Source organism: Wolbachia endosymbiont (group B) of Dolichovespula media, assembly GCF_947179505.1.
Classification (GTDB): domain Bacteria; phylum Pseudomonadota; class Alphaproteobacteria; order Rickettsiales; family Anaplasmataceae; genus Wolbachia.
Genome location: NZ_CAMXBR010000002.1, coordinates 218,242 through 242,631, shown reverse-complemented (window position 1 = coordinate 242,631; position 24,390 = coordinate 218,242). Strand labels below are relative to the sequence as shown.

Sequence of the window (24,390 nt, the reverse complement as noted above, 5' to 3'; positions counted from 1 at the left end):
GGCTTGACACACTTTTTTGAACATTCCCATTTGCAGAGCAGAGTATTACAGTATAGTGTGAGTTCCTTTATTATGTAGAGTAGCTTGCGTTTCTTGGAGATTGGAGACTACTATCATCTTTGCAGGCTCTTTCCAAAGATCGACTTTTGTCTCATCAGATTGACCGATCTTTTCAGAATGAATTAATGCTCTAGATCTATTGAAAGAACCTAGGTTTATAGCTTCATTTACTGACAACCCTCCTAGCAAGCAATTCTTGCCTATTTTTTCGTTATAGTTTTCTATTTTATCCAGCAGATCTTTATCATTCACCTCTACTGTTATCAAATTTTCATTTTCCTTATCAGGATATAATCTCACTTCTAACTCCCCAAAACTAGTATCGAAAGTCAGTACTATATCACTACCATCTGCAAGGTCTGTATAATTTCTTATTCCTCCTTGAGTAATAATTTCTACCTCACTTTCACCAATCTTTATTATATTTCTCCCACACCCTACTTCCTGAGTGAATCCTAAATCTCTTTCTCCATCTGTAATCTTCGCAACATCTATCGTGCTATCCTCTGAATATTCTAAATAAAAAGATGAGTTATCCATTTTTGCATTTTTTATCCTACCATTGGTTGCACTTTTAGCAATTTCCATAAATTTTGTAGTACGATTGATATAATCTTCATAGGCTTTTACTATATTGGTTTTGTGGCCTTCAAATTCCCATTCCAGAGTATCAAATAAATCCTCAGCATCTACGCTATATAACATTGCTCCTCTTGATAACAATTTACATACTATTTCACTAGCAATCTCAAAGTTACTGTCTAATTCGCCAATTTTGTTCACTACAAGATCCATAAAATTATATATTTCTTCTCCAAATTCATCATAAAATGACCTGGGAAAATTAAATCTTACTCCAGACTGTATAGCTTGATCTACAATTTCTGATAGTTGGTACATATTTTGAACTTTAGATGCTTTTTTAAATAATTCATCCAGCTCCATATTTTGATTTAATATTAAATTATACCATAAGCTAGATTCTGGAACATATTCTTCCATTCTATAGCCCATTTTGTAAGTTACTCCTACTTCTGAAAAAAGTAATCTTCTTACTTCAGGGACGATTGCAAATTCACAAAGATTGAAAACCACTTTTAAATCTTAATCATTTTTATGTTTATGTAAAAACTGCTTGAGACCTTCAGTAAGGCCAACTGAATCACCTTGAAAGTGCAACTCATTAGATAATTCCTTTTTTAATCTTTTCTGATTGTCAGTGAAAAAGCACTCTATATATTTGTTATCATTATCAATTGCAACATCTAGAGGAGTTTTTCCCTGTTTATCAAGTATATTGAGCTTAGCCCTGCTCTCTAGAAACAAATTTATACTTTCTTTATCTAACCCAACTTTAGCAGCATAATGCAAAGGAGTTTTCCCTTGATTATCCTGCTGATTAGGATTAGCTCCTGCTTTTAGAAGAGAAGCTATACTGTTAAATCCATTAGCACAATGCAAGGGTGTCTGCCCTCTATCATTATGTATATTAGGGTCAGCTCCTGCTTTTAAAAGCAAACCCACAGCATTATCATAGTCTTTATCTTTATCAGCTACGCTTGATAATGCATGTAGTACAGTTAATCTAGACTCTCCCCTTCTGAGATTCAGAACAGTTTTTAAATCTTGATTGTCTTTGTTGTCGAGTAAAAACCTCTCAAGATTCTTAGCATAATTATTTCCTGTAGAGCTTAAAATACTTAACAATTCTTCATTTAACTTCTTTTCATTTTCACTTTTTATTAAGTTAGATCTGTGAACAAACCATATACGCATTAAGTTATCAAACGTATCTTCAGTAATATCCATTAAAGAGCAATCACGAAATGTGAAACTGCAACGTTCAAATGAAGAGCATAAATATTCTTTAATCAGTTGATACTTGTTATTGACTTGCTCTTCCTTGAACTTTTTTAGTAGCCTTTTCAAGGTTTTATCTTTTTTTGAACGTTCTTGATCAGTACTTAGTTCTGTTTCTTGCTCAGAAAAACTGTAATAACCTTTATCGAGTAATTTACCTGCTTCATTAATTTTTTCCTGGTGACAACTACCTCTATTATAACTGATTTCCTTGTGAGTAAACTTGTCTGCCTTGATCTTTACCTCACTGAGTTCATCTGAGAGTAACATTCCAGTCTGAAAACATAGAGGTTTAGACTTTAGATCATCATTTTCTTTTTGTAATGTACTCAACTCTCTAGTTAAATCCTGCTTTTCTAAATTCAATGGTCTATTTGGTTCTAGACACTTTTGCTCAGAACTCGACTCTGGTTTTATTCCATCAAGAAAAGAAGCGTAACCTAAATCTGATTCCTGACTAAACGCACCTTTATCATAATCATTTTCTGTTTGAGTAAATTTGTCTGCTTTGATATTTGCCTCACTGAAATCATCTAAGAGTGATTTTCCGGGTTGAAAATGTAGAGTTTTTAATTTTAGATCATCATTTTCTTTTTGTAATCTATTCAACTCTTCAATCAAATCATGATTTTTTAATTTCTCTTGATTTACATCACCTCTCAGATATTCAACTTCTTGTAAATACTTATTATCATCTGTTAAATTCTTTATTAAATCTTCCAGCTGCTTTTCCTTCTCTTCAGACTGATCTTTTAACCTATTTATTAAAGTCTCAGCTTGATCCAAATCTTTGTTTAGCTTTTGATTTGTTATGTTCATGAAATGAATTTCATCTTTTTGATCCTTTAACTCCTCATTTAAGAGGTTAATTGTAGAATTCTTAATAGAGACCTCATTTCGCAGACATCCTTCTAATTTTGCTAGCTGTTGTTCTAATCTTTCATTTTCTTCATAGATGTTACGTGCATTTCTTTCCTGTTTCTCCATTGTAACTTCAAGCCTTTTAATTTTCCCTTCTAGGGTTTGCTTATCTTCGGTAAGCTGACTTACTTCTTCGTAATACTCTTCTGCTCTTTCCTTATAGTGTCTGTGTAACTCTACTTTTTGTTTAAGATCAAAATTTTCTTGTTGTAGATTTTCTATTGTACTTTCCGAACTATCTATTACTTGATTTTCTTCACTGCTAATCTCAAATACCTCTTCAGGAAAATGTGCAAATTTACAAGATGAAATGCCTTCAAGGACGTTACTACCAAATAAATTATATTGTACTACCTGCTTCGAACTAAACATACCTATACTCCCTACTAAAATAAACAAGTAATATATTGTATGCGCTATATATCATAAATACAATCGGTTTGAATATAATCTATTTACTAATTCGTATTGTGAATTTTTATAGAATAGATTTAGGTGTAAAATATTATGATACCATTAAAGTAGATGGATAAAGCACAGTCTTTTTGAGAGGATAAATTTAATGAAAAGACCATACTAATTAGTGTTATAAGGAATTGAATTATTTACTTCCTCCAAAAAACATAAAAAGATCGTATATTTGTGAGAACAATTTAAGCAAAAGCTGCGTTATGAAAATAGAAGATTTAAATTATTTCTATAAGTTTGAGCAAATTAGTTCGTATGTAGATATGGATGAAATGGTCTAATATTGCTACTTTTAGCGTATAGCAAAGTCAGAGTATAAAAAAGTTCGTATGGTACACATGGTAGACCAACACATCCCAAAACAAACTCTTCTCTCACTAGCTGATTTTGAGTGCTAGAAATAGTTATTTTGCTTGAGATCTTAATAATATATTTTGCTAAATTAATATTGATTTACTTGCGGAAGAATAATGAAGACAAGCTCATGACGAAACAAAATTCAAAATAAATAAAATGTCATGTATTGAGTCTATTAAGGGTCTTTTGCCTAAAACTACTTTGGGTTAGAAAATTTTTCTATACATAATGGTAATTGACAAAGTTTTAAAGGTAGAGCAACATGTCTAAAATATATTAAATCTTGTTAGGAGGTAAGTATGGGTTACGAAAATGTACAAAAGGTATTACTAACTTCCATTAAAGAGGACGATCCTCATAAAGGGCTTAAAGAGTTAGAGATTAAAAGATGGTGTATTGCATATCAGACATTGCTGAATAAATGGGATAGCACAATAATACCACCCCTTTTTAAGAAAGTTTTAGAAGATGAAACTTGTTGGAAGATAGAAGATGCTTCAGGACAAATTAGACTCAATAGGTATACTTTCGGGGAAAAATTGTTAGCCTTGAAAACTTTGGATGGGCAAAGAAGTCTTATTAGACCCTTTGATCGCTACAGAATTGCCTGCTGGTGTTGTTTTGAAGACGAGATAAGAGCTATTTTTGAAGAATTTAAATTAACATTAGGTAGTAAACCAGTAGAGAGTTTAGTTAAGGGATGTGATAAAGGGGCTTTAATGATTTACTGGTCACATGCTATAAATAACCAAGAACATCAGTTAGAATTAAATAATGAGCATCCATACGTTTACGCTTTTAAATGTGCAATGATAGAAAAGCATGTTGAAGCCTTAGAGTTTTTTTGGAATAAGTTACAGTCGATTGATTCTGTATCTCCAAAAAGAAAAGAAGATTTATTAATGGAAGTAGCATATAATAAAGGACGTTTTTCTACTGATGATGTTGGAATGGTTGATTTTTGTCTACGTAACCTTCATGAAGATAAGTATCATGAGTTATTGAAAAGGGATTTTAAGCAAAATAAGTATCATTATACGTTAAGCACGCTAACAGCAGGTTATTTCTTTGAAAGTGCCAAAAAGCTATTTGAACATTTAAAGTCAGAAGATTTATCTCCTGAAGGTTATAGTACATCAATGTTTGGAGCATTGGACTCACTTGTTTCTGTACCAGATGATAGTTTTATTAAATCTGGTAGTGACATGCTCACCTCCATGTGGAATCGTTCTGGCTTTGAAACTCATAAGCAACACTTTTTAGATAAGTTGGGTATAGGATATGCATCTAGGAATAGAATTGCTTGTCTGATCAAAAAGAATGCGGATATTAAGGTATTGCCGGAAATTATAAAATCTCTTAATCAAGAGCAAATGCAATCTATTATGGAAGAAGATAAATCAATACATGAGATATTCACTAGAATTAGAAACAGGCAATTAGATAGCGGAGCAGGTGATAGTCAGTTACCAAGTGCATCATTAGATGTAGAATCTGTAAAACAGGAAGTTACTGATATTAGAAGCAAAGTGTAGAGTTTCTCTTTTTGAAAATTCAGTTACTTAGACTTAAACGAAAGCATACAAAGAATTTTAGTGAGAGTAAAGATTGTAAAAGGTTAAAATAAGGTTAAAATCAGGAGGTAGTTATGGTTGATAACAATCAACAACAAGAGAAATCACAAGATTTTGAACTAATAGAGTTACTTTTTGGGAAAGTAGACCCTTCAACCTCTGCAGATCTACTGGATAAGTCCTTTGAAGCAAGATTTCAATCATTGGTTGATCAAATACAATCTTATTTGCACTCTAGTGAAAAGGCTGTTTTTTTTCCTCATCGATTTCTAGGTTGGTTTTCCAGTGTGTTAGATACTAAGCTTAACGATAAGCTAGGTATAAAAAAGTTACATTTTCATTTTGAAGGAGCAAGAACTTTAAAAGTTGTAGCAGAAACAGAATCCAAAACACATGTTTTTATTTTCACTGAAGATATAGAAGCTCAACATTCTAACTCCCCACAAACACGCACTAGGAATTTTGAATTCACCACAGGTGAGTGGAAGAATGTGATGGGTAGAGATTACACTCCATTAGACGAACGTAAGCTTCAAATTGATGTGATAAAAATTTTGAAAGATAAGTATGAGTTAGTAAAAAGCAGACCAAAGTCAGACAAGGATGTTAAGTCGAAGAAGTTACATTTATATCTGAAGAATAACGTATTGGAGTATAAAGCTAAGGATATATATGGAAATATTCAAACAATGCAAATTGATTCTGGTGAGTTAAAGGGTAATGATGCGTTTAAAAATAAATTTTTTGATGAAATCAAGCAGTTTCTAGGTAAATCAGGTAAGGATCTTAGTGATGATGTTAGAAAAGAGTTATCAAGACTTACGTCAGTAAAGGGATATACCTTAAAGAGTGATGGAGAAGATGAAAAAATAAACATTAAGGTAGAAAGTAAAAAGAAGATTATAGATCAACCTATTGAGCCTACAGTAAAGTTTCAAGAAGTGACAAAAAAGCTGGGTAAATCTATTTACCTAGAGGATTATATAGAAAAGCTTGTCAGTTCAGATACACGTCAAGCTAAGGAAAATCTCGAAGACATTCTAAATTATATTAAAAAAAATTCACACCAATTTAGACTTGCAAGCTAATGTTTATGGCATTAAAGCTCGCGAAGCTGATCAACATGGCTTTGTAGCAGGAGTATTTGATAACTTTCGATATCGTGATAATACCAAACTCTATCTGGAGCAATTTGCTGGTGGAGGTTATGCTGATATTGTTTTGCTCGTTCGTGGGCCTAATCGCGCTGTTGATTCAGTTCCAATTCTTATTGAACTCAAGGCTGGCACTAAAGGGCAAGTTACTCCAAGTGATGCACTAAAGCAAGCTGAAGACTATATTAAAGGTTTTAGACCAAATAAGATGAGGATTTTAACCAATACAGATAATGCCATTGCTGTTGGGTTAAATTTAGATAATGTGGAACCGTTTAAAACTGAAGTAAAACCTATTAAACAACCTTCTTCTCCCTTGATGGAGGAATTTATCGAACTAGTTGGTGAGTGGGATAATCAATCAATTTCTGAGGAAGTTTTTAAGCGAAAGGTAACAGATTTATTATCAAGCGAATACAATACTTTTCCAGCAAATAAAGAAACAAAAGATCATTACTATTTCAGTCGAGACATATTAGGTCAATCAATTTTAATCAACAAGATTGGTCAAGATCAAAGTAACATTAAAAAATATATATACTCATATGATGAGTACCCGCTGAACTGGCCTCAGGGAACAGAATACACTTTATCTAAAAGCCCAGTTATGACATTAATACTTGTTCAAGGTAATGAAGGACAAGAAAAAACAGCATTCATTTTTCATATACGAGAGTCCAATACAAAGGAATTCTATGCTGATAAAAAAATTCCAGTACTGAACATACCTGAAATAGGAAAAGTAGGAAATGCCGTAGAAATTAAAATGAGTCTAAAAAAATATGAAACAGGATTATCTTTTGAAGACCTTTTTAAAATAGAACAGATAAGTAAATATAAACCAAGTGGTGCCGATCAACAATTTACAGGTAGTTTTCTTAAGATACCTAATTCTGATGAATTAAAGGTAAAATTTGATCAGGCAATCACTTCTCAGCATGCTACTTCTTCTGATGGTAAAGATTTATTACCAGATTATAAAAGGCTACTTGCTGAGGTAGCAGATGCAATTTATCCTATTAAAGATTTGATTACTAATGAAGCAAGATTACAAGCCATTCTTAATGGTTTATTTAGTAGTTACAGCGATTTAAAGCTACAGGAAACTTCTTCTAAGACTGTAATTATACCTGAATTTCAAGTAGGAGCAGGTGGTCGTGTTGATATGGTAATTCAAGGTATTGGTCCTTCGCCTCAGGGTACTAAAGAATATACTCCTATAGCGCTGGAATTTAAGCTTATAGATAAAAACTTAAATCAAGATCAGCTAAAACAGGAAGTTGATAAATTAACAAAAGAACAAAATGTTAGATATGCTAAAGGGGCAGCACTGAAAACAATAACAGATAGTGACAAAATGCTTTTCATGGGCGTAGTTGTTAATGTGAAAGCTAAAGATAAAAATTCTTTAATATTAACGAGTGATGAGTTTGTTCCTGCTATAGTAGTTCATAGTTCTATTGATATAGCTAAGAAAAAACATTTAGAAGGAATACAAGAGATAACTCAGAGACTTAAAAATATTGGTATACAAGAAGAGAATTTACGTACATTAGAATCTGCAACAGCAGAAAAAGATTATCATTATTGGCTGCAACAACATGATATAGCTGATATTGCAAGAATAGAATACGGTTATGGAGCTGATACATTATTTGAAGTAGTGGGATCATCAGAACACATAGTTAATCAATTGCAACAGTTTCAAGATAGCGTAACAACAAGAGGTGAAAGAAGGCCATTAACTTTAATTGTTAATTTAGATAATAATCACTGGGTTACGTTGGTCGTTGCCTATCAAAATGGGCAGTATAATGGATACTATGTAGACTCGTTGGGTAATAGTGTTCCAGATAATATTCGTCAAGTTTTACAACAGGCTCAAATTAACGTTCATGATGTTCCTGTTACTCAACAAAGAGATGGTTATAATTGTGGCTTATGGGCGTTAGAAAACGCTAGAGGTATTAATGCTGTGTTGCAAGGAAGTAGAAGTAATATTCCTGATGAAATACGTAACCGTTTGCAAGTTCAAGGAAGAGATGAAGCTTATTTTATACGCACGAGAGAAAATGTTTCAGACAAATTAAGTATAGATCCACAACGTATAGCTAATCTAGAGGCTGTACTTGCTGAAACACAAGCACCTAGAAAGAAATTTGACCTAAATAATTGTGTAAAACAAGGTAGTAGAAAAAGAAGAAGTATTAATCCTTGTTTATTTTCATTGGATGATGTAAAAAAGTTTATTAAGGGAAGGGTAGATGAAAATAATATAGATAAGATTATAGTTGATAGTGAAAAGTTCCTAACTTATGTTAAAAGTAGTCAAAATGAAGGGAAAAATGCTCAGCTAATAGAGTTCGTTGGAGATAAAAATATCGAAGGTAATCATAAGTACTTATTTGATAAGGTAGTTGAAGATCAAGGGTACGGACGTTATATTGAAAATGAACGTATTAAGAATTTGCACGGTGACATTTCACAGCAAACTGGTAGTACAACAAAAAGCTCAAAGTTGAAAAGCAGGTTAATGAACGCTGCAGGTGGAATACAATTAATAAGAGGAATTCATGGAGCTATTGTATCTTGTAAAGATGGAACAGCAATAGATTGTGGATTAAATTTAGGTGGGATAGGATGGTCTTTTGCATCTCAACCAATTGAGAATGTAATGGTTAAAATTACTCCAAAAGTTGTAGCATCAGCTGAAAAGGTTGCAGGAAAAATTGTATCAGGCACTCTGGGTAAACAGACAAAATTTGCTATTCGGATTGCAGGTATAAAGTTTGGAAGTACAATAGCAAAAGGTACGGCAGGAGCTATAGCTGGTGTTTTTGATATTGTTGATATAGGTATGTCAGCAAGTAATCTTGTTGATTGTAAAAAAAGAGAGGATAGTGATAATCCATGTGGAGAAAAGGAGATAAGAGATAATATAGCATCTATATCCTTTTCTAGTGTATCATTTGTTTCTGGTGTTGCTCTTACAGCAGCAAGTATGCCGGTAGTTGGTATTGCAGTTGGGTTTGGGCTCATGGTAGGTTATGGAATTTATAGTGGTGTCAGCAATATCGTGGAGTACGAGAAAAAGTATGATACGGCCCATGATGAAAATTGGCGTATTTTTTGGCATACATTTGCTTTTCAACCTGTACCACTAGATGTGCAACATCTTGCAGCAAGAAAGGAAATGGTTAATAGTCTCACTAAAGGAGCGTGGCAAGCTTTAAATAATAGCCCTAATAGTACTGTTGCTTATGGTATTGGTCTTGGAAAAGTAAGCGGTAATACCCTTCGTCCAGATTATGCAAAAATTCTGATGGATAAGGAAGACACTAATACCGAAGATCTTTCACGTGTTATACCTGATCGTATACCGGGTGCTAGCAGGATTTGTTTGCCAAAGATTACTGGGCAAGATTATGAAAAAGGTATTACAAATTCAGTTCAACCGCCTTTATACTACTGTGATAATGCAATGGTTATTAGTCACGATGGTAGAGTAGGTGTAAAGCAAAATGGCAAAACAATTGTCTATGATCTACAGAATGTAGATAATGGTGTCATTATTGGAAGCAACGAATGGAACAATAATTTTCTAATTTATCCAGGTGCAACAAGAATAACTGGTGGTAATAATGTAGTAAATAGGTTTATTGTAAATAACATTGGCTTTTCAGGTAAAATTATTGGTGGAGGTAACTCTGTTAATATAATTGATTTAAGTCAATTGAAAGATCCAGTTATAGGAATGAACGTTAACTATCGTTTTAAGCCTAATGCCTCTGGGTCATTAAAGGCAAGAGTAAATGGTCGTTGGTTAATCAATGATCAAATTGATAATAATGGCATCTTTAATTATTACTATGTTGGAAGAAAGAACAAGGTGGATGAGATTTTGTGCATGGGTTACTCTGAGCACTTTATAGGAACCGATGATCGTGAGGTTATAATAGATAGTGGCGGTGGTCTTGATAAAAATAGGAAAGATGTAGTTGAAAATTGTAAAAAAGTAATTATTTCGCCGTATACTACAGTCAAGGGTGGAAAGAGCAATTATACTTTTTACGTAAAAGCTGCAGACTACAAAGGTAAGGGTTTATATTCAGAAATTGATGTAGATGGAACAGGAACTATAATTTTTCCGGAAATCGATTTATTAGGTGATTGTGATCAAATCACTTATTCCACAGACAGTAATACTTTATCTTTAAAAATAAATTTTGGTCAAAACAATCAATTTACTCTTGATGTAAAAAATTATGTTGAGCAAAGCAGTAATAAACCTCGCTTTGCACTAATAGATAAAAATGGTAGTAATATTGTTCCTAAGATTGAAAGATCAGACTCATCAACTATAAAAATTACTTCATTTGAATTACATTCAGAACATTCCCTAGATAATTTTGACAATGTTGAAAATCATTACAAAAAAATTCTAAATAATCATAAGAGTTATAAAGTCTTTGGTGTTATTAGAGATAAAGTACAAAATCAGGATAATAGTACAGTTTCACATATGTTTTTTGGTTCTTCAGAAGATGATATAATAAATTTTGATCAAGGAGCCATAGTTGCTAGAGGTGGAGATGGAAGTGATGTGTATTTTATTAGCAATGATATAAATAGTAGAGAAGTTAAAATTGATAATAATTCAAATGATAAAAAACTGGATATACTATTTATGCCAATGGTTGAAAAAGATTTTTCAATCCAGCAATGTGACCTCTATTTAAAGCACAATAATAGTAACATTCGAGTAAAAAATTACCTTCAAGATTCTAATTATAGGCATCTTATAATTATGAATAAAAAAGGAGAAACTTTTATCCCTAATATACAGTCAATATCATGTTCTCCCTCTTCTTCGAGAAATGGTAAATTAGTTCCTTTTTTCCACGCTACACAAGCTCAAAACATGTTTGTGTTACCTAAAGATTTTCAAGATGATCATGTAGTGATAGATTCCCGTCTTGAAGATATTGAGCGATATAGAAACAAAGATCATCTTTTACTGATAAGGAATAACGAGGTTCCTTTTATAATAAAAGTAGAAAATTTTTATGATAATCAAAGTAAATGGAGAAACGTTAATTTTTTTCTGTGGAATGATGGTAATTTTTCCTCATATCTTGGTTTACAGCAAGAAGTTAATGGAATAATGGACTATCAAGATAAACTTAAGAGTGATTATGAGAAAACTGTAAAAGAATACACTATAGACTTCACTGAGTCTGTCGATATTACACATAATCAAAATGGTACTTTAAATTCGATAGAGGAAGATGAAAAGCGTATAGGAGTAATGATACTAAAGAATATTACTCCAGATCGGATTAGAGTTTCTAGTAGTAACACAGATTTGGTGTTTTCTGATGAAGTATCCAATCACACAATCAATATAAAGAATTGGAATAATTCTGAGTCTCATAGAATTTCTACGTTGGAGTTTGATCTAGGTTTAGAACCAATAACGCTCGGTAGATTAGATAGGTTTAGCTTATATGAAGTAGGGAAAGTACAAGACCTAATTGAAAAAGCTTCAGAGAATTATAAAAATAAAAGTAAATATGCTCCTAAAGTAGAAAATGACTTTAAATGTTTAGTATCGATTGATAATTTTATAATGGAAAACAAGAACCCAATATACCAATGTTTAAGTTTTTCTTCACTTCAGGACCATGTAAGCTTTACAGAAAATTCCTGTAGTTTAGAACAAATTGAGGAATTAAAAAATAAAACGCCAAGTAGTAATCAGATTTTAACATTGCTTGAAAAGTTAGAAAACAACCTTTTGCTGAATGGCTATGATTCAAACATAATAGATCAGTGCAATAATTGGATGATCTCTTCAGGGTTGGGAGTATTGAAACCTTTGGTAAGTACAGCAGTTTATGAAGGTAAATGGGATGAAGTTAAAACCCTTCTTGATAAAACTGCTAAAAAAAGTAATGTTGATATTGAATATAAAAATCAGTGTTCACAGAACTGGACGCCTTTGCATTATGCTACTTACAACGGTAATGTAGAATTAAGCAAGAGTGTATTCAAAGCATTTTTAGAGAAGAAAGGTAATATTAATGCTTTAGAGAGTACTAGTTGCAACAGTGATAATTGGGCGCTTTTGCACTATGCTGTTCATTATGGTAATCCTGATATGGTTAGCTTTCTTATAGATAAAGGTGCTAGTATTGAAATTAGAAGTAAGGAGGGTAAGACACCCCTGCATTTGGCTGTTGAAGAAGCAAAGCAAAACGTAATTAATCTTCTTCTTGATAGAGGTGCTGATATCGAGGCTAAAAACAACGATGGTAGAACACCTCTATATTTAGCCGCTTACAATAATGACTCAGGTGTAATTGAACTTCTTTGTAACAGGATCAAGACTAAAAGTAATGACGCATTTAAAATGATAAAACAGGTTGAATTTTTAAAGAAGGAAGTTGTTAACCAAGCAAATATTCCATCTAACGCAAAAAGATTGGTAGAGTTTTGTATAAGTAGTTTAAAAGGTTCGATAAAAAGTACAGCAAAAAAGGTGCTAAAGGATGGTATGCTGCATAATCGTAGTGCTTCGACTATTGAACTTTTGGATGAGATTTATAATTTTGATGAAAAGTTGTTTGATAGAGCAATTAAGGAAGCTGTAAGTGACGTATACTGGCAAGTAGATAAAAAAGAAATATTAAGGTTTATATACAGTCATAATAACCCTGGTCAGAGTATCTCAGGTTATATGGCTGTGTTTGATAAAATGCCGAAGAACGATGGTGCAGTATTTGAGTTAGCTCACCGTATTAAAAGTACAGTGAACTCTAATAAATATTCCGGGGTCAGTTCAGAAAAAAGATCTGATCTTGAAAGGCTAAAAAGTAAATTACCAGAGTCAGTGAGAAATGCGGTATTTTCATCAGAGGTATGTATTAAAAATGTTGAGTATGGAAGGTACTTGTACTCACCTAATAATGATTGTATGTACCACTTAAACAATTGTGATAGGGATAGGCGGTATGTGTTCACTTGGCCTTCAAATGGAAATAGTGATCAATTTAAGTGGAAGGTTGAGCTCAATGGCGATAATGTGTATCTAAAGAATGTTGAGTATGGAAGGTACTTGTACTCACCTAATAATGATTGTATGTACCACTTAAACAATTGTGATAGGGATAGGCGGTATGTGTTCACTTGGCCTTCAAATGGAAATAGTGATCAATTTAAGTGGAAGGTTGAGCTCAATGGCGATAATGTGTATCTAAAGAATGTTGAGTATGGAAGGTACTTGTACTCACCTAATAATGATTGTATGTACCACTTAAACAATTGTGACAAGGATAGGCGGTATGTGTTCACTTGGAAATCAGGGGAAAGTGTTATCAATGGTGTTTGGAAGATTGAAGATTGTGGATCTACTCGCAAGAGACGTAGTATACAAGGGTCAAATGGTTATAATCAAAGTGTAGTAGACTATCAGTCAATATTGACTGAAGAAAATAGTCAGCAAATAGCAAGTAGAACATCTGCTATGGTTGAAGATGTTGAAAGGCACACCTTTTTAAATCAGTCAAAAAATAAGTTAGATTTAGATAGTTGTTTAAATAATAGAGGGAGAAGCAACGCTGCGGATTCTATGAGGAGAGATGTTTGTAGTGAACTCAATGCAAGTGGGAGAAAAAATATTGTTTTAAGCGGAAACGATGTATGTACAATTACTTCAGGTCATGAAACACTTGATATTGAAAACTTCCCTATTCAAGAGGTAATCATTAATGAGGATGTCAATGGAAAGAAAAGTTTAAGAAGTATATTAGATTTACATCAGCTGGTACAGCAAGTAGATAGGGATTTGAGTATAAAACCGACACCAACGATTATTAAAGACAAAAATGATTTATTAATTAAGTTATCTATATCAGCTACCGGCTTGCAGCAAGATGTAATAACAGTTAGGCTGAAGGATGCACTTATAAATAAGTGGTATAAAAAACTACAAATTATTTTTGATAATGCACCGGTGGAAATAGATGGTAATCTAGATTTAAAGTCTTCATTCTTTATTTCTGATGAGAAAATTATTGTAGTAAGACCTCAAGACATAGAAGAAAATAGTAAACTAATTATATCTAAAAAAGCAGGGCGGTATACCTACCTTCATGATAAATATGACTTGATAGTTACCAATGCCTTTAATGCTGGCATAGAAGCAAATGAGTTGTGTATTATATATTTTAGAGATTTCTATAAAGAACCTGAAATGAAAACATTATCTATAAAATTTACTGACAAAGAGATATTATTAAGTAATGAAGTAGATAAAATACATAATTCAGATAGTATTGATAAATTAAATAATGTGAGTTCTATTGTTAATTCACAAGAGAGTTCTATACATTTAGAGGTTCCAAACAGTGGAGACATAAATGCTCAAGGTAAACTTGACAGAACACTGTTGCATCTTGCTTCCGAGGTGGGTGAATTTGATAAGGTTAAACTTCTTCTTGATAGAGGTGCTAATATTGAAGTTCAAGATAAATTTGGGTACACACCAATATTTCTTGCTACTCAATCAGGTAAATGGAGCGTGGTAGAACTTCTTCTTGATAGAGGAGCTAATATTGATGCTCAAGACAAGGAAGGTAAAACACTTTTACACTTTGCTGCATCAGGAAATAATTTGGATATGGTTCAATTCCTTCTTGACAGAGGTGCAAGTATCGAAGTTCAAGACGGGCGTGATTGGACACCGATACTTTATGCTGCTCAGTCAGGTAAATGGGGTGTGGTCAAACTTCTTATTAGTAACGGTGCAAAATTTAATAATGAGATAACGTATCAGGGAACGCCTTTACATTTTGCTGCTCAAGGGGGTAATTTGGATATAGCTCAATTTCTTCTTGATGAAGGTGCTGTCATCGAATCTCAAGACAAAGATGATAAAAAGCCTTTAGATCTTGCTGTTGAAGCAGGAAGGTTGAACGTAGCAAAACTTCTTCTTGATAGAGGTGCTAGTGTCAATGCTAAAGATAAGAATGATAGAACACCTTTAGACTTAGCTACTAAAGGAGATATGATAGAGCTTTTGAAGAGAGCGCAGATGGATCAAGGATTGTCAATCAATGCACGAGAGGGCACTTTTGATAAAGTGGAAGATCTTATTGCTCAAGGTGCTAATTTAGAAGCTAAAGATAATAATGATAATACTCCTCTACATAATGCTTGTAATAATGGTCACTTTAACGTAGCAAAATATCTTATCGAAAAGGGAGCTAGTTTAAAGGCTAAAAATAAAGACAATAAAACACCTTTAGAGTTGGCTGATCACAAGGGTTACATAAATATAGTAGAAATGATAAAGCAGATACAATCAGGATTAGATGAAGAATTGTTGTCTGCGGTGAAAAATGGTGATCCTAATAAAGTTGATGATCTTGTTAGCCATGGTGCTAGCTTGGAGGTGAAAGATAGCAATGGTAACACTCTTTTACATTATGCTTCTCAAAATGGTCATTTAAAAGTAGTAGAATATCTTATCGAAAAGGGAGCTAGCTTAAAGGCTAAAAATAAAGATGGTAACACACCTTTAGACTTGGCTGTTAAAGAAAATATAAAAGAATTTTTGAAAAAAGCACAGTCAGGTTTAAATAAAGAATTGTTGGCTGTAGTAAACGGTGATGATCTTAATAGAGTCAAGGCTCTTGTTAGCCAAGGTGCTAGTTTAGAAGCGAAAGATAATAGTGATAATACTCCTTTACATAACGCTTGTAATAATGGTCATGTGAAAGTAGTAGAATATCTTGTCGAAGAGGGAGCTAGCTTAAAGGTTAAAAATAAAGATGGTGAAACACCTTTGCATGTAGCTGCTCAACATGATAGTACACTTGAAGTAATTGAATTTATTTTGAACAGAGATCTTAGTGGTATTAATGATATAACTAATAACGGTAGAACACCTTTACATTTAGCTATACAAGGAAATAAACCAAGTACAGTCAAACTTCTTCTCAATAAAGGTGCTAATATTAACGCTAAAGACAAGGATGGTAAAACACCTTTGGATTTGGCTATGCAAGAAGGTTATACAAATATAGTGGAGATGATAGAGCAAGTACAATCAGATTTAGATGAAGGATTGTTGACTGCAGTACAAGATGGTAATCTCAATGAAGCTGAAGATCTTGTTAGTCGGAATGCTAATGTTAATACTACAGATATATACAGTTGGACACCACTACATTGGGCTGCATTTGAGGATCGTTTAGAAATTGCAAGGTTTTTGATAAAAAAAGGCGCTGATATTAATGCTGCAGATAAAGGCCCTTATGGTAAAAAGCCTGTGCATGTTGCTATTGAGAACAATAGTAAAGATATCATAGGGTTTCTTCTCAGCAAAGGAGTGAGTATTAATGATACTGACAAGCAAGGTTATACACCACTGCACTATGCTGCATGGAGAGGACGTTTAGAGATTGCTGAGCTTCTCGTTGATAAGGGAGCTAGTATCAATACTGCAGACGCCTCTACTGCTGGTAAAAAACCTATACATGTTGCTGCTGAAAATAATAGTAAAAGTATTATAGAGTTTCTTATCAGCAAGGGGGTAAACGTTGATGAGGCTGATAAAAATGGTTGGGCACCTTTACACTATGCTGCTAAGTTTGATCAATTAGAGGTTGCAAAATTCTTGATAGAAAAAGGAGCTAATATCAATGCTGCAGATACTTCTACTATTGGTGAAAAACCTATACATGTTGCCGCTGAGAATAATAGTAAAAACATTATAGAGTTTCTTATTAGTAAGGGAGTGAGTGTTAATGATACTGACAAAGATGGCAGGACACCGCTGTACTGGGCTTCTTGGAATGGTCGTCTGGATGTAGTAGAGTATCTTATAGGTAAAGGAGCTGATATCAGTGCTAAAGATAAGGATGGTAAAACACCTTTGCATTTTGCTGCTCAAGAAGGTAATCTGGACATGGTCCAGTTTTTTCTTAATAGAGGTGCTAACATTAAGGCTAAAGACATGTATGGTTGGACCCCTTTACACTTTGCTTCTGCTTACGGTAAGTTTGATGTAGTTAAATTTTTTCTTGATAGCAATATTAACATTAGAGCTAAAGATAGATATGGTGATACACCTTTACATTTGGCTGCCCAAAATAATGATAAATCTGAAATAGTTGAGTCTTTTTTAGATAGTGATGCTAATAACATTAACGATAGAACTAATAATGGTTGGACACCTTTACATGTAGCTGTACAAGGAAATAAGCCAAGTACAGTTAAACTTCTTCTTGGTAGAGGTGCTGACATTGAGGTTAAAGATACTTACGGCCAAACACCTTTAGACTTAGCTACTCAAAAAGGTTACACAGATATAGTCAAGATTTTAGAACAAGAACAATTAGGCAAAGAGTTGTTTACTGCTGTAAGAGAATATGATTTTTCTAGAGTTGAAAAGCTTATCAGTCGAGGAGCTAATATTGATACTAAAAACAAGAATGGTAAGACGCCGCTAGATATTGCTATTAATACAAAGAACACTCTTGAAGAGAATCAAGGATCTCTCAATAATGCATTATTGCTTGGCCAACAAGGTCGTATAGTGAGAATTTTAGAACATGAACAATTAAACAGGAAGTTATTTACTGCTGTAAGAGAAGAAAATCTCCCTAAAGTTAGAGAGCTTATCAGTCGAGGGGCTAATATCGATACTGAAAGGGATGGTAAAACACCACTAGATATTGCTAAAGAAAAACTTAGAGAACATAGTAAAAATGAAGAATGTAGTGATGTTGTGCAGTGCTTAGAAAAACTTAATCAAGAAAGAGAAAAGCCTGTACAACGTAAACGCCGTCATCACCATGGAGATCACAATCATCATCATATGTCAAGAAAACCTCTTGCTATAGATTCAAGTGATCAACCTGAGATAACAGCAAGTAGTGGTACAAGACCATCTTCATGGATAAATGATTTGTTTAGTTGGGTGAAAAGTTCTGTAGGTGGGTTTAGAGCTGCTTTATCTGAGGAAGCATCAAATACTGCAAGTTCAATACCACAAGTTGATGAGCAATTTGCCAAAGCTTCGGTAAGTAATAGTAGTTCAACAAGTACCACACTACCATCTGATGGTACAGATAAAAAACAAGAAAATGGAGGTTTCTTTCGAGACAACATTGATTATGTAAATGCAAATATAAAACAAATGCGTGAAAGGCAAACACCTGTTAAATTTAAACCTAGTAGCGGAAATATAATACTAGAAATGGGAGATCACTATCTATCACATGTTGATTTTAATGGTACAATAATGTTACTTGATTTATTAATTAGAAAAGTTACAGGTCAGAAGTATATTTCTACAGTAGATCAGTCTATATCCCCACTAGAAGCACAGGGCTATGCACTCAATATTACAAAGGAATTTGAGAAAGTAGTAGAGCAAGCTGGATTAAAAAGTGGTGTATCAATGCATCGATTAAATATTGATTATATGGAAATGCAGAAAGAAATTACTAGAAAAGTCATGAGTGGTAAATTCAATGAAATTTCAGGGATTTTAAAATCGTATGTAGAGAAAGCATGTCCTGATGAAGAAGCTGGTAAATTAAGTCCGAAGAAATTTGAAAAGTTTATGGCTACATTTAATAACAAGCTAGATGTATCACTAAATCAATCAATACACCAAATGCTACATAATGAAAATAACGTACTAAAAATGGATAATATAAAAGAACCGCAAAGCTTAGGTTTATCTGGACCTAGAACTAGGTTAGATGATGTATTAATTGCGGGCAATGCCAGAGAATTAGTCGCTGGAAGAAGGTAGTAGACTAAAAAGTTTCTTCCTTAAGTTGTGTAATGTCAGCCTGAGGAAGGCCAGTTGTCTGGGAAATAACATCAATAGAAATGCCAGCATTAAGTAGGTTTTTTGCAACTTCGATTTTTTCTTCTTGTCTACCTTTTTCGTGACCTACTTTAAGACCCTCATCAAATTTTTGAGCTAAAGCAGCTACCTCATCCATTATGCGTTTTTTCATTTGTTCATATGCTAGTAACTCTTCTTCTGACCAATTAAACTTATTCATCTCTTCATAAGCTCGTTTTATTATTACGTCACTACCAACTATTTTATCTAGGTCCTCTTCGTTTGTTTCTGCTGCATATCGAAAAAAGTAACACCATTTTTCTACTATATTTTCTAGTTGGTCTTCTTTTGTCTTTGTAAATTTTGGTAGTTCTATGAATACGAAGTAAAAATCCTTTAAGTCATGTTCAAAGCTATTTTGATCTAAAATGACATGATTAGATTTGTACTCAGCCTTATCTGGAAAAATAATACAATCAGCAACAGCTATGAAGATAATTTCCTTGAGATTATGATAATTATCACTTTGATCAGCTTGACTTGAGTAGGCTTTAGCAGCATAATATTGAGCACGCTTTTCGAAGCCTTTGGTCTTAGTGAACTGCATTTCTATAATATATCTGGAACCTTGAGAGTCTTTACAAAGAACATCGACAATACTCTGCTTTTTAGCGGCAATTTCAGGGTCCAAAATGGTAGCCAAGAATTCAACATCGTGAATAGCAGCTAAGCCAGTGAAGCCTAAAATATCGTTCAAGAAATGAATAAGGATATCTTTATTCTTTTCAGTGCCAAATATTCTTTTAAAGGCATAATCATTGCATGCATCAAGAAACTTCGAAAGAGCCATAAGAAAGTAAGATAAAAAGCATTAATAATTATACACAATTGTGAAGAAATATTCAACCCTTTTGTTTTTCTAAGCTTTGAATGTGTTGATGAAAAAAAACATCTGTCAAAGATCACCTGAGAATTACATTTTAGGCTTTAGATGTAGTGTTAGTCATCGTTTTATAACTGCCTTAAAACCCTAGCAAATGAACTGATAAGCTATAAAAAGTTTCAAAAACACTTTGGTGTAGGCTCCAAAAAAATGCGAGTACAAAGACTCAAATATGATTACCTAACATCGAGAGGACGGGCTCCCTACACCTTGTATATGATAAAGATCTTGAAACTTCATGTCAACATTTTCAGTAGCAAATTTACGTTGAATCTATATCCTGTAAGTATGGGCGAAAAAAAGAAGGTTACAATATATACAGATGGAGCATGTTCCGGAAATCCTGGGCCTGTTGGATGGGCAGCCGTGGTGATGTATGAAAATAAAAGTGTCTTTATCAAGAAACGTATCTCTGGAGGTGAAGAAGACACAACGAATAACAAAATGGAGTTAAAGGCTGTGATTAACGGGCTAAAGATGTTGAAAGTTTCTTGCGAAGTTGTTTTACACACTGATAGTCAGTATATTAAACAAGGTATAACAGAGTGGATCAATAAATGGAAGGTAAATGGTTGGAAGACAGCCGATAAAAAGCCAGTGAAGAACAGAGAATTATGGCAGGAACTAGATGAAGTTGCTTTGCAGCATGATATTAATTGGAAGTGGGTTAGAGCTCACAACGGTAATATGTACAATGAGGAGGCAGATAGACTTGCTAGAAAGGAATCTAAAAAGCTAAAATATAGAGATTGTGAGGTCAAGAAATCACCAAAAAATAGAGGGAACTCTAAGTTTCATAGATTGGGTGGAGTATTATGGCAATAATTCTTTTAGACACAAAAACTATAAATCGTATAGCAGCGGGAGAGGTAATAGAGAGGCCAGCAAGTGTAGTAAAGGAATTAGTTGAAAATGCAATAGATGCTGGAAGTTCAGAGATAGAGATCAAAATAGAAAGTGGTGGGCGTAATCTTATAACTGTGACAGATAATGGAAATGGAATAGAAAAGGAAGATTTGGAACTTGCGTTTATGCGCTACGCTACTTCAAAATTAAGCGATAGTGAGTTAATAGAGATCAAGCACCTTGGGTTTAGAGGAGAAGCTTTACCTTCAATTGCAGCAGTAAGCAGAATGAAATTATCGTCTAAGGCAAGTGGAGCAAAGGAAGCATGGTCTATAAGGTATGAGGGAGGAGAAAAAATAAGAGAGATTACACCTTGTTCTTTGCTACAGGGTACATATATTGAAGTTCGTGACTTATTTTTTGCCACTCCAAATAGATTAAAATTTCTAAAAACCGAGAGGGCAGAAACACAAAGCATTGTTGACATTGTAAATAACTTAGCAATGATTAACTATAGTATTGGGTTTACTCTCACTTCCGGTAATAAAAAGCTCTTAAAATATGTTAAGCAAACTTCATTATTTAACAGATTATGTGAAACAGAAGAAGAATTTCAGAGCAATTCGCTGGAAGTTAAAGAGGAAGAAGACGGCATCAAACTTACGGGACACATCTGTAAACCAACTATTAGTCGTGGCAATTCAACTCAGATCTATACGTTTGTTAATGGAAGGCCAATAAAAGATAATCTACTTATTGGTGCAATTAGATATGCGTATCAAGATTTTATTCTAAGTGGGAGGTATCCTTTTGCAGTGCTGCACTTAGAGATACCATACGATCAAGTAGATGTAAATGTGCATCCAAATAAATCGGAAGTAAGATTTCAGAATAAAAGGCTAATATATGAAATAGTGAGAAGAGGGATAATAAAAGCATTATCAACGAGGTTTGCAGCAAGTGGTCAAGGTATTGAAGAGGAGCTAATTTTTAATGATAGTAAAAGCCAAGAGCAGGTTGATAGTAAAGAGAAAAAGAATCAAAAAGAGTTTTATGAAAAGAGACCAAGTCTTTTAGAAAATCGTCTAATGAAAGAATTCAATGCACCAGATGAAAGAAGGCAAAGCTTACCAGAAACGTTTAAGTATGGAGAATCTCCACCCCAAAAGGGAGCGATGGTTCTAGAAAGGGAGCAAATTGATTTAATAGAGGATCATCCTCTAGGGTATGCACGCTGTCAGGTCCACAGTACTTACATTATTGCTGAGGCTGGAGATAGGCTGATTATAGTAGATCAACATGCAGACCACGAGAGATTGATATACGAGTGCTTAACAAGCATAAAAAGACAAAAACTTCTCCTTCCTGAAATAGTTGAGATTAAAAACCAAGCAGGGACGGAGATGGTTGAAACTTATAAAGATAAGCTTTTTGAAATGGGTTTTGGTATTGAAATAGAATCAGAAGATAAAATAATGGTGAAAGAAATACCTTCAATCTTGGGAACAATAGATATAAAAGGGATGCTAGTTGATATAGTAGATAAGTTAACGGAAATGGAAGATACGTTGTCAATAGAGGATAAGGTGAATAAAATATCAGCCACAATCGCTTGCCATGGAGCAGGAAGAAAAATGAAATTGGAAGAGATGAATGAGATACTAAGACAAATTGAGAAAACTCCATATTCTGGTCATGAAAGACCAACGTATATAGAAATGAAAATAAGTGATATAGAAAAATTGTTTGAAAGGAGATGAGTTCAGTTTGTCAAAAAGGTTGCCAATTAAGTATACGTAACAGCTCTTCTGATTATGGATGGCTTTGTTGCATAGCACTGATAGGCATGTAAATCACAGTGAATTTACGCAGCTAATTTAAATTTAGCCATACCTATATCAGTAAATTTGTTCAATAAGTAGCACTTAATTAACAGCTCTTTTTCACGATTTACCTCTGATTTATTTTTCAAGCTAAACCCAAATATTTGCTTCAACCTATAGAAAAAGACTTCAATATAAGACCGTGCTCCATACTTAACTTTTTTCTTCCATTCATTAATACCATCTTCATAATTCTCATATGACCTAATTCTACTAATATACTTGTTTCTTTCTGATAAGTAGTCAGCTAAACAAATTTTAGTATCCTTCCTAGGGCGAATAATAGGCACAATATTGTATTTTCTGCATTCTTTATACACACTTTTTATATCATAAGCCGCATCTGCTCGAATAGAACAAATGTTATATTTATCACTGACTTCTTCTAACATATCGCAGACCGGCAAATAGTCTACAGCAACACCACTAGTGTAGTTCATGCTTATTGCTTTCTTATCATTTATGTTTAAAACAACATGTAATTTTCTTACTTGACCATAACCACTGTATTTTCTTTTTCAAATATTAAGCTTACTATGCCCACCGTTATTATTGTAGATACTAACTCTAGTGCTATCTACGGCAATTTCAACATTTTCCAGATCATCTTTATTGCTTCTATGGTCATCAATCTTCAAATTAAGCTTTTTAAATCTTCTGGAAGCTTGTGTATAGCTGATAATCTTAAGTTTTTTGCCTATTTTTGTACCATATAACCTTTTACAGAACCTACAGCTTGTCTCAAGCCAATTCTAAAAAGATGAACTATTATGTGTATTAAAATTACAACTTTATCACTATAAGTGTTATTGCCACCTGCAACTTTTGGATTATTTTCATACCAATTTTCTATGGCTTGATTAACAAAATGAAAAACATTTCCTCTTTTTTTGAGAAACTCGTTATATTCTCTTTGGTTACTTACTCTCATTTTTTGTGGCATAAGTTGTACTTGTTTGAAAAATGCCTATTTTACAACAAAATGCGTTAGTAGCCATATATTAAAAAGCTTTTCTTCTTACAATAACCTCAACCAACACTAGCTATGCAACAAAGCCATTCAGAATATAAAAAAAGTTCGTATGGTACACTTGGTAGTCCAATCCATACCAAAAAAACTTGTTCTCACCGCACTTGGTTTTGAGCGCTGAAAATGGTTGATTTACTTGAGATATTAATAATATAGTTTACTGAATTAATAGTAATTCATTTGAGAATAAAAAGAAAAATTTATGATAATTTTACATTTCAAATCGATATTGTTCTTTTTATAAAAAATATTCCTATACTGCGCAAGGTCAAGTTTTAACCACATCAATTTTTCTTTCAAATTAAATCTTATCTTTTACAATGGGTCTTACGTTTAAATTATTTGATACCCAAAATTAAGGAAGCCATTTTAAACGGCACACAACCTCAGCATCTAAAACTAGCTGATTTGAAGGAAATATCACTC

The 24,390-nt window shown here is 33.3% G+C and carries 7 protein-coding genes and 2 pseudogenes; 5 read left to right on the top strand and 4 right to left on the bottom strand.

Annotated elements, in window-relative coordinates:
* Positions 1-45: 45 nt before the first annotated feature.
* Both OM967_RS02140 and OM967_RS02135 read right to left on the bottom strand, forming a co-directional pair.
* A complete protein-coding gene (locus tag OM967_RS02140; RefSeq protein ID WP_264337517.1) occupies positions 46-1,155 on the bottom strand; it encodes a hypothetical protein in 1,110 nt (369 codons plus the stop codon).
* Positions 1,156-1,164: 9 nt separating this feature from the next.
* Positions 1,165-3,213 (bottom strand): ankyrin repeat domain-containing protein, encoded by a 2,049-nt coding sequence (locus OM967_RS02135; protein WP_264337516.1) that lies wholly within the window; start codon positions 3,211-3,213, stop codon positions 1,165-1,167.
* Between the two features lie 752 nt (positions 3,214-3,965).
* On the opposite strand from OM967_RS02135, the gene OM967_RS02130 reads away from it, so the two are divergent.
* From OM967_RS02130 to OM967_RS02120, 3 genes are all read left to right on the top strand, one after another.
* Positions 3,966-5,201, top strand: coding sequence for a hypothetical protein (locus OM967_RS02130; protein WP_264337515.1), 1,236 nt, complete (start codon positions 3,966-3,968; stop codon positions 5,199-5,201).
* Positions 5,202-5,314: 113 nt separating this feature from the next.
* Entirely contained in the window at positions 5,315-6,328 is a 1,014-nt protein-coding gene (locus tag OM967_RS02125; protein WP_264337514.1) for a hypothetical protein, read from the top strand.
* Entirely contained in the window at positions 6,318-19,223 is a 12,906-nt protein-coding gene (locus OM967_RS02120; RefSeq protein WP_264337513.1) for an ankyrin repeat domain-containing protein, read from the top strand. The genes OM967_RS02125 and OM967_RS02120 overlap by 11 nt, the downstream gene beginning before the upstream one ends.
* A gap of 4 nt (positions 19,224-19,227) precedes the next feature.
* Here OM967_RS02120 and OM967_RS02115 read toward each other — a convergent pair whose 3' ends face one another.
* Complete coding sequence (locus OM967_RS02115) at positions 19,228-20,112, bottom strand: Rpn family recombination-promoting nuclease/putative transposase (RefSeq protein WP_264337512.1); 885 nt, start codon at positions 20,110-20,112, stop codon at positions 19,228-19,230.
* A gap of 381 nt (positions 20,113-20,493) precedes the next feature.
* On the opposite strand from OM967_RS02115, the pseudogene rnhA reads away from it, so the two are divergent.
* A pseudogene (gene rnhA, locus OM967_RS02110) lies at positions 20,494-20,940 on the top strand (ribonuclease HI); the annotation flags it as partial.
* Positions 20,941-21,020: 80 nt separating this feature from the next.
* On the top strand, positions 21,021-22,811 hold the full coding sequence (mutL, locus tag OM967_RS02105; protein ID WP_264337510.1) for a DNA mismatch repair endonuclease MutL: 1,791 nt from the start codon (positions 21,021-21,023) through the stop codon (positions 22,809-22,811).
* 104 nt (positions 22,812-22,915) lie between these two features.
* Here mutL and OM967_RS08185 read toward each other — a convergent pair.
* Positions 22,916-23,877, bottom strand: a pseudogene (locus tag OM967_RS08185) (IS5 family transposase).
* Positions 23,878-24,390 lie beyond the last annotated feature (513 nt).

Bases quoted from the DNA above. Each gene is read 5' to 3' on its own strand.
- OM967_RS02135 (WP_264337516.1), bottom strand. From the start codon at position 3,213: ATGTTTAGTTCGAAGCAGGTAGTACAATATAATTTATTTGGTAGTAAC.
- OM967_RS02130 (WP_264337515.1), top strand. From the start codon at position 3,966: ATGGGTTACGAAAATGTACAAAAGGTATTACTAACTTCCATTAAAGAG.
- OM967_RS02125 (WP_264337514.1), top strand. From the start codon at position 5,315: ATGGTTGATAACAATCAACAACAAGAGAAATCACAAGATTTTGAACTA.
- OM967_RS02115 (WP_264337512.1), bottom strand. From the start codon at position 20,112: ATGGCTCTTTCGAAGTTTCTTGATGCATGCAATGATTATGCCTTTAAA.
- mutL (WP_264337510.1), top strand. From the start codon at position 21,021: ATGGCAATAATTCTTTTAGACACAAAAACTATAAATCGTATAGCAGCG.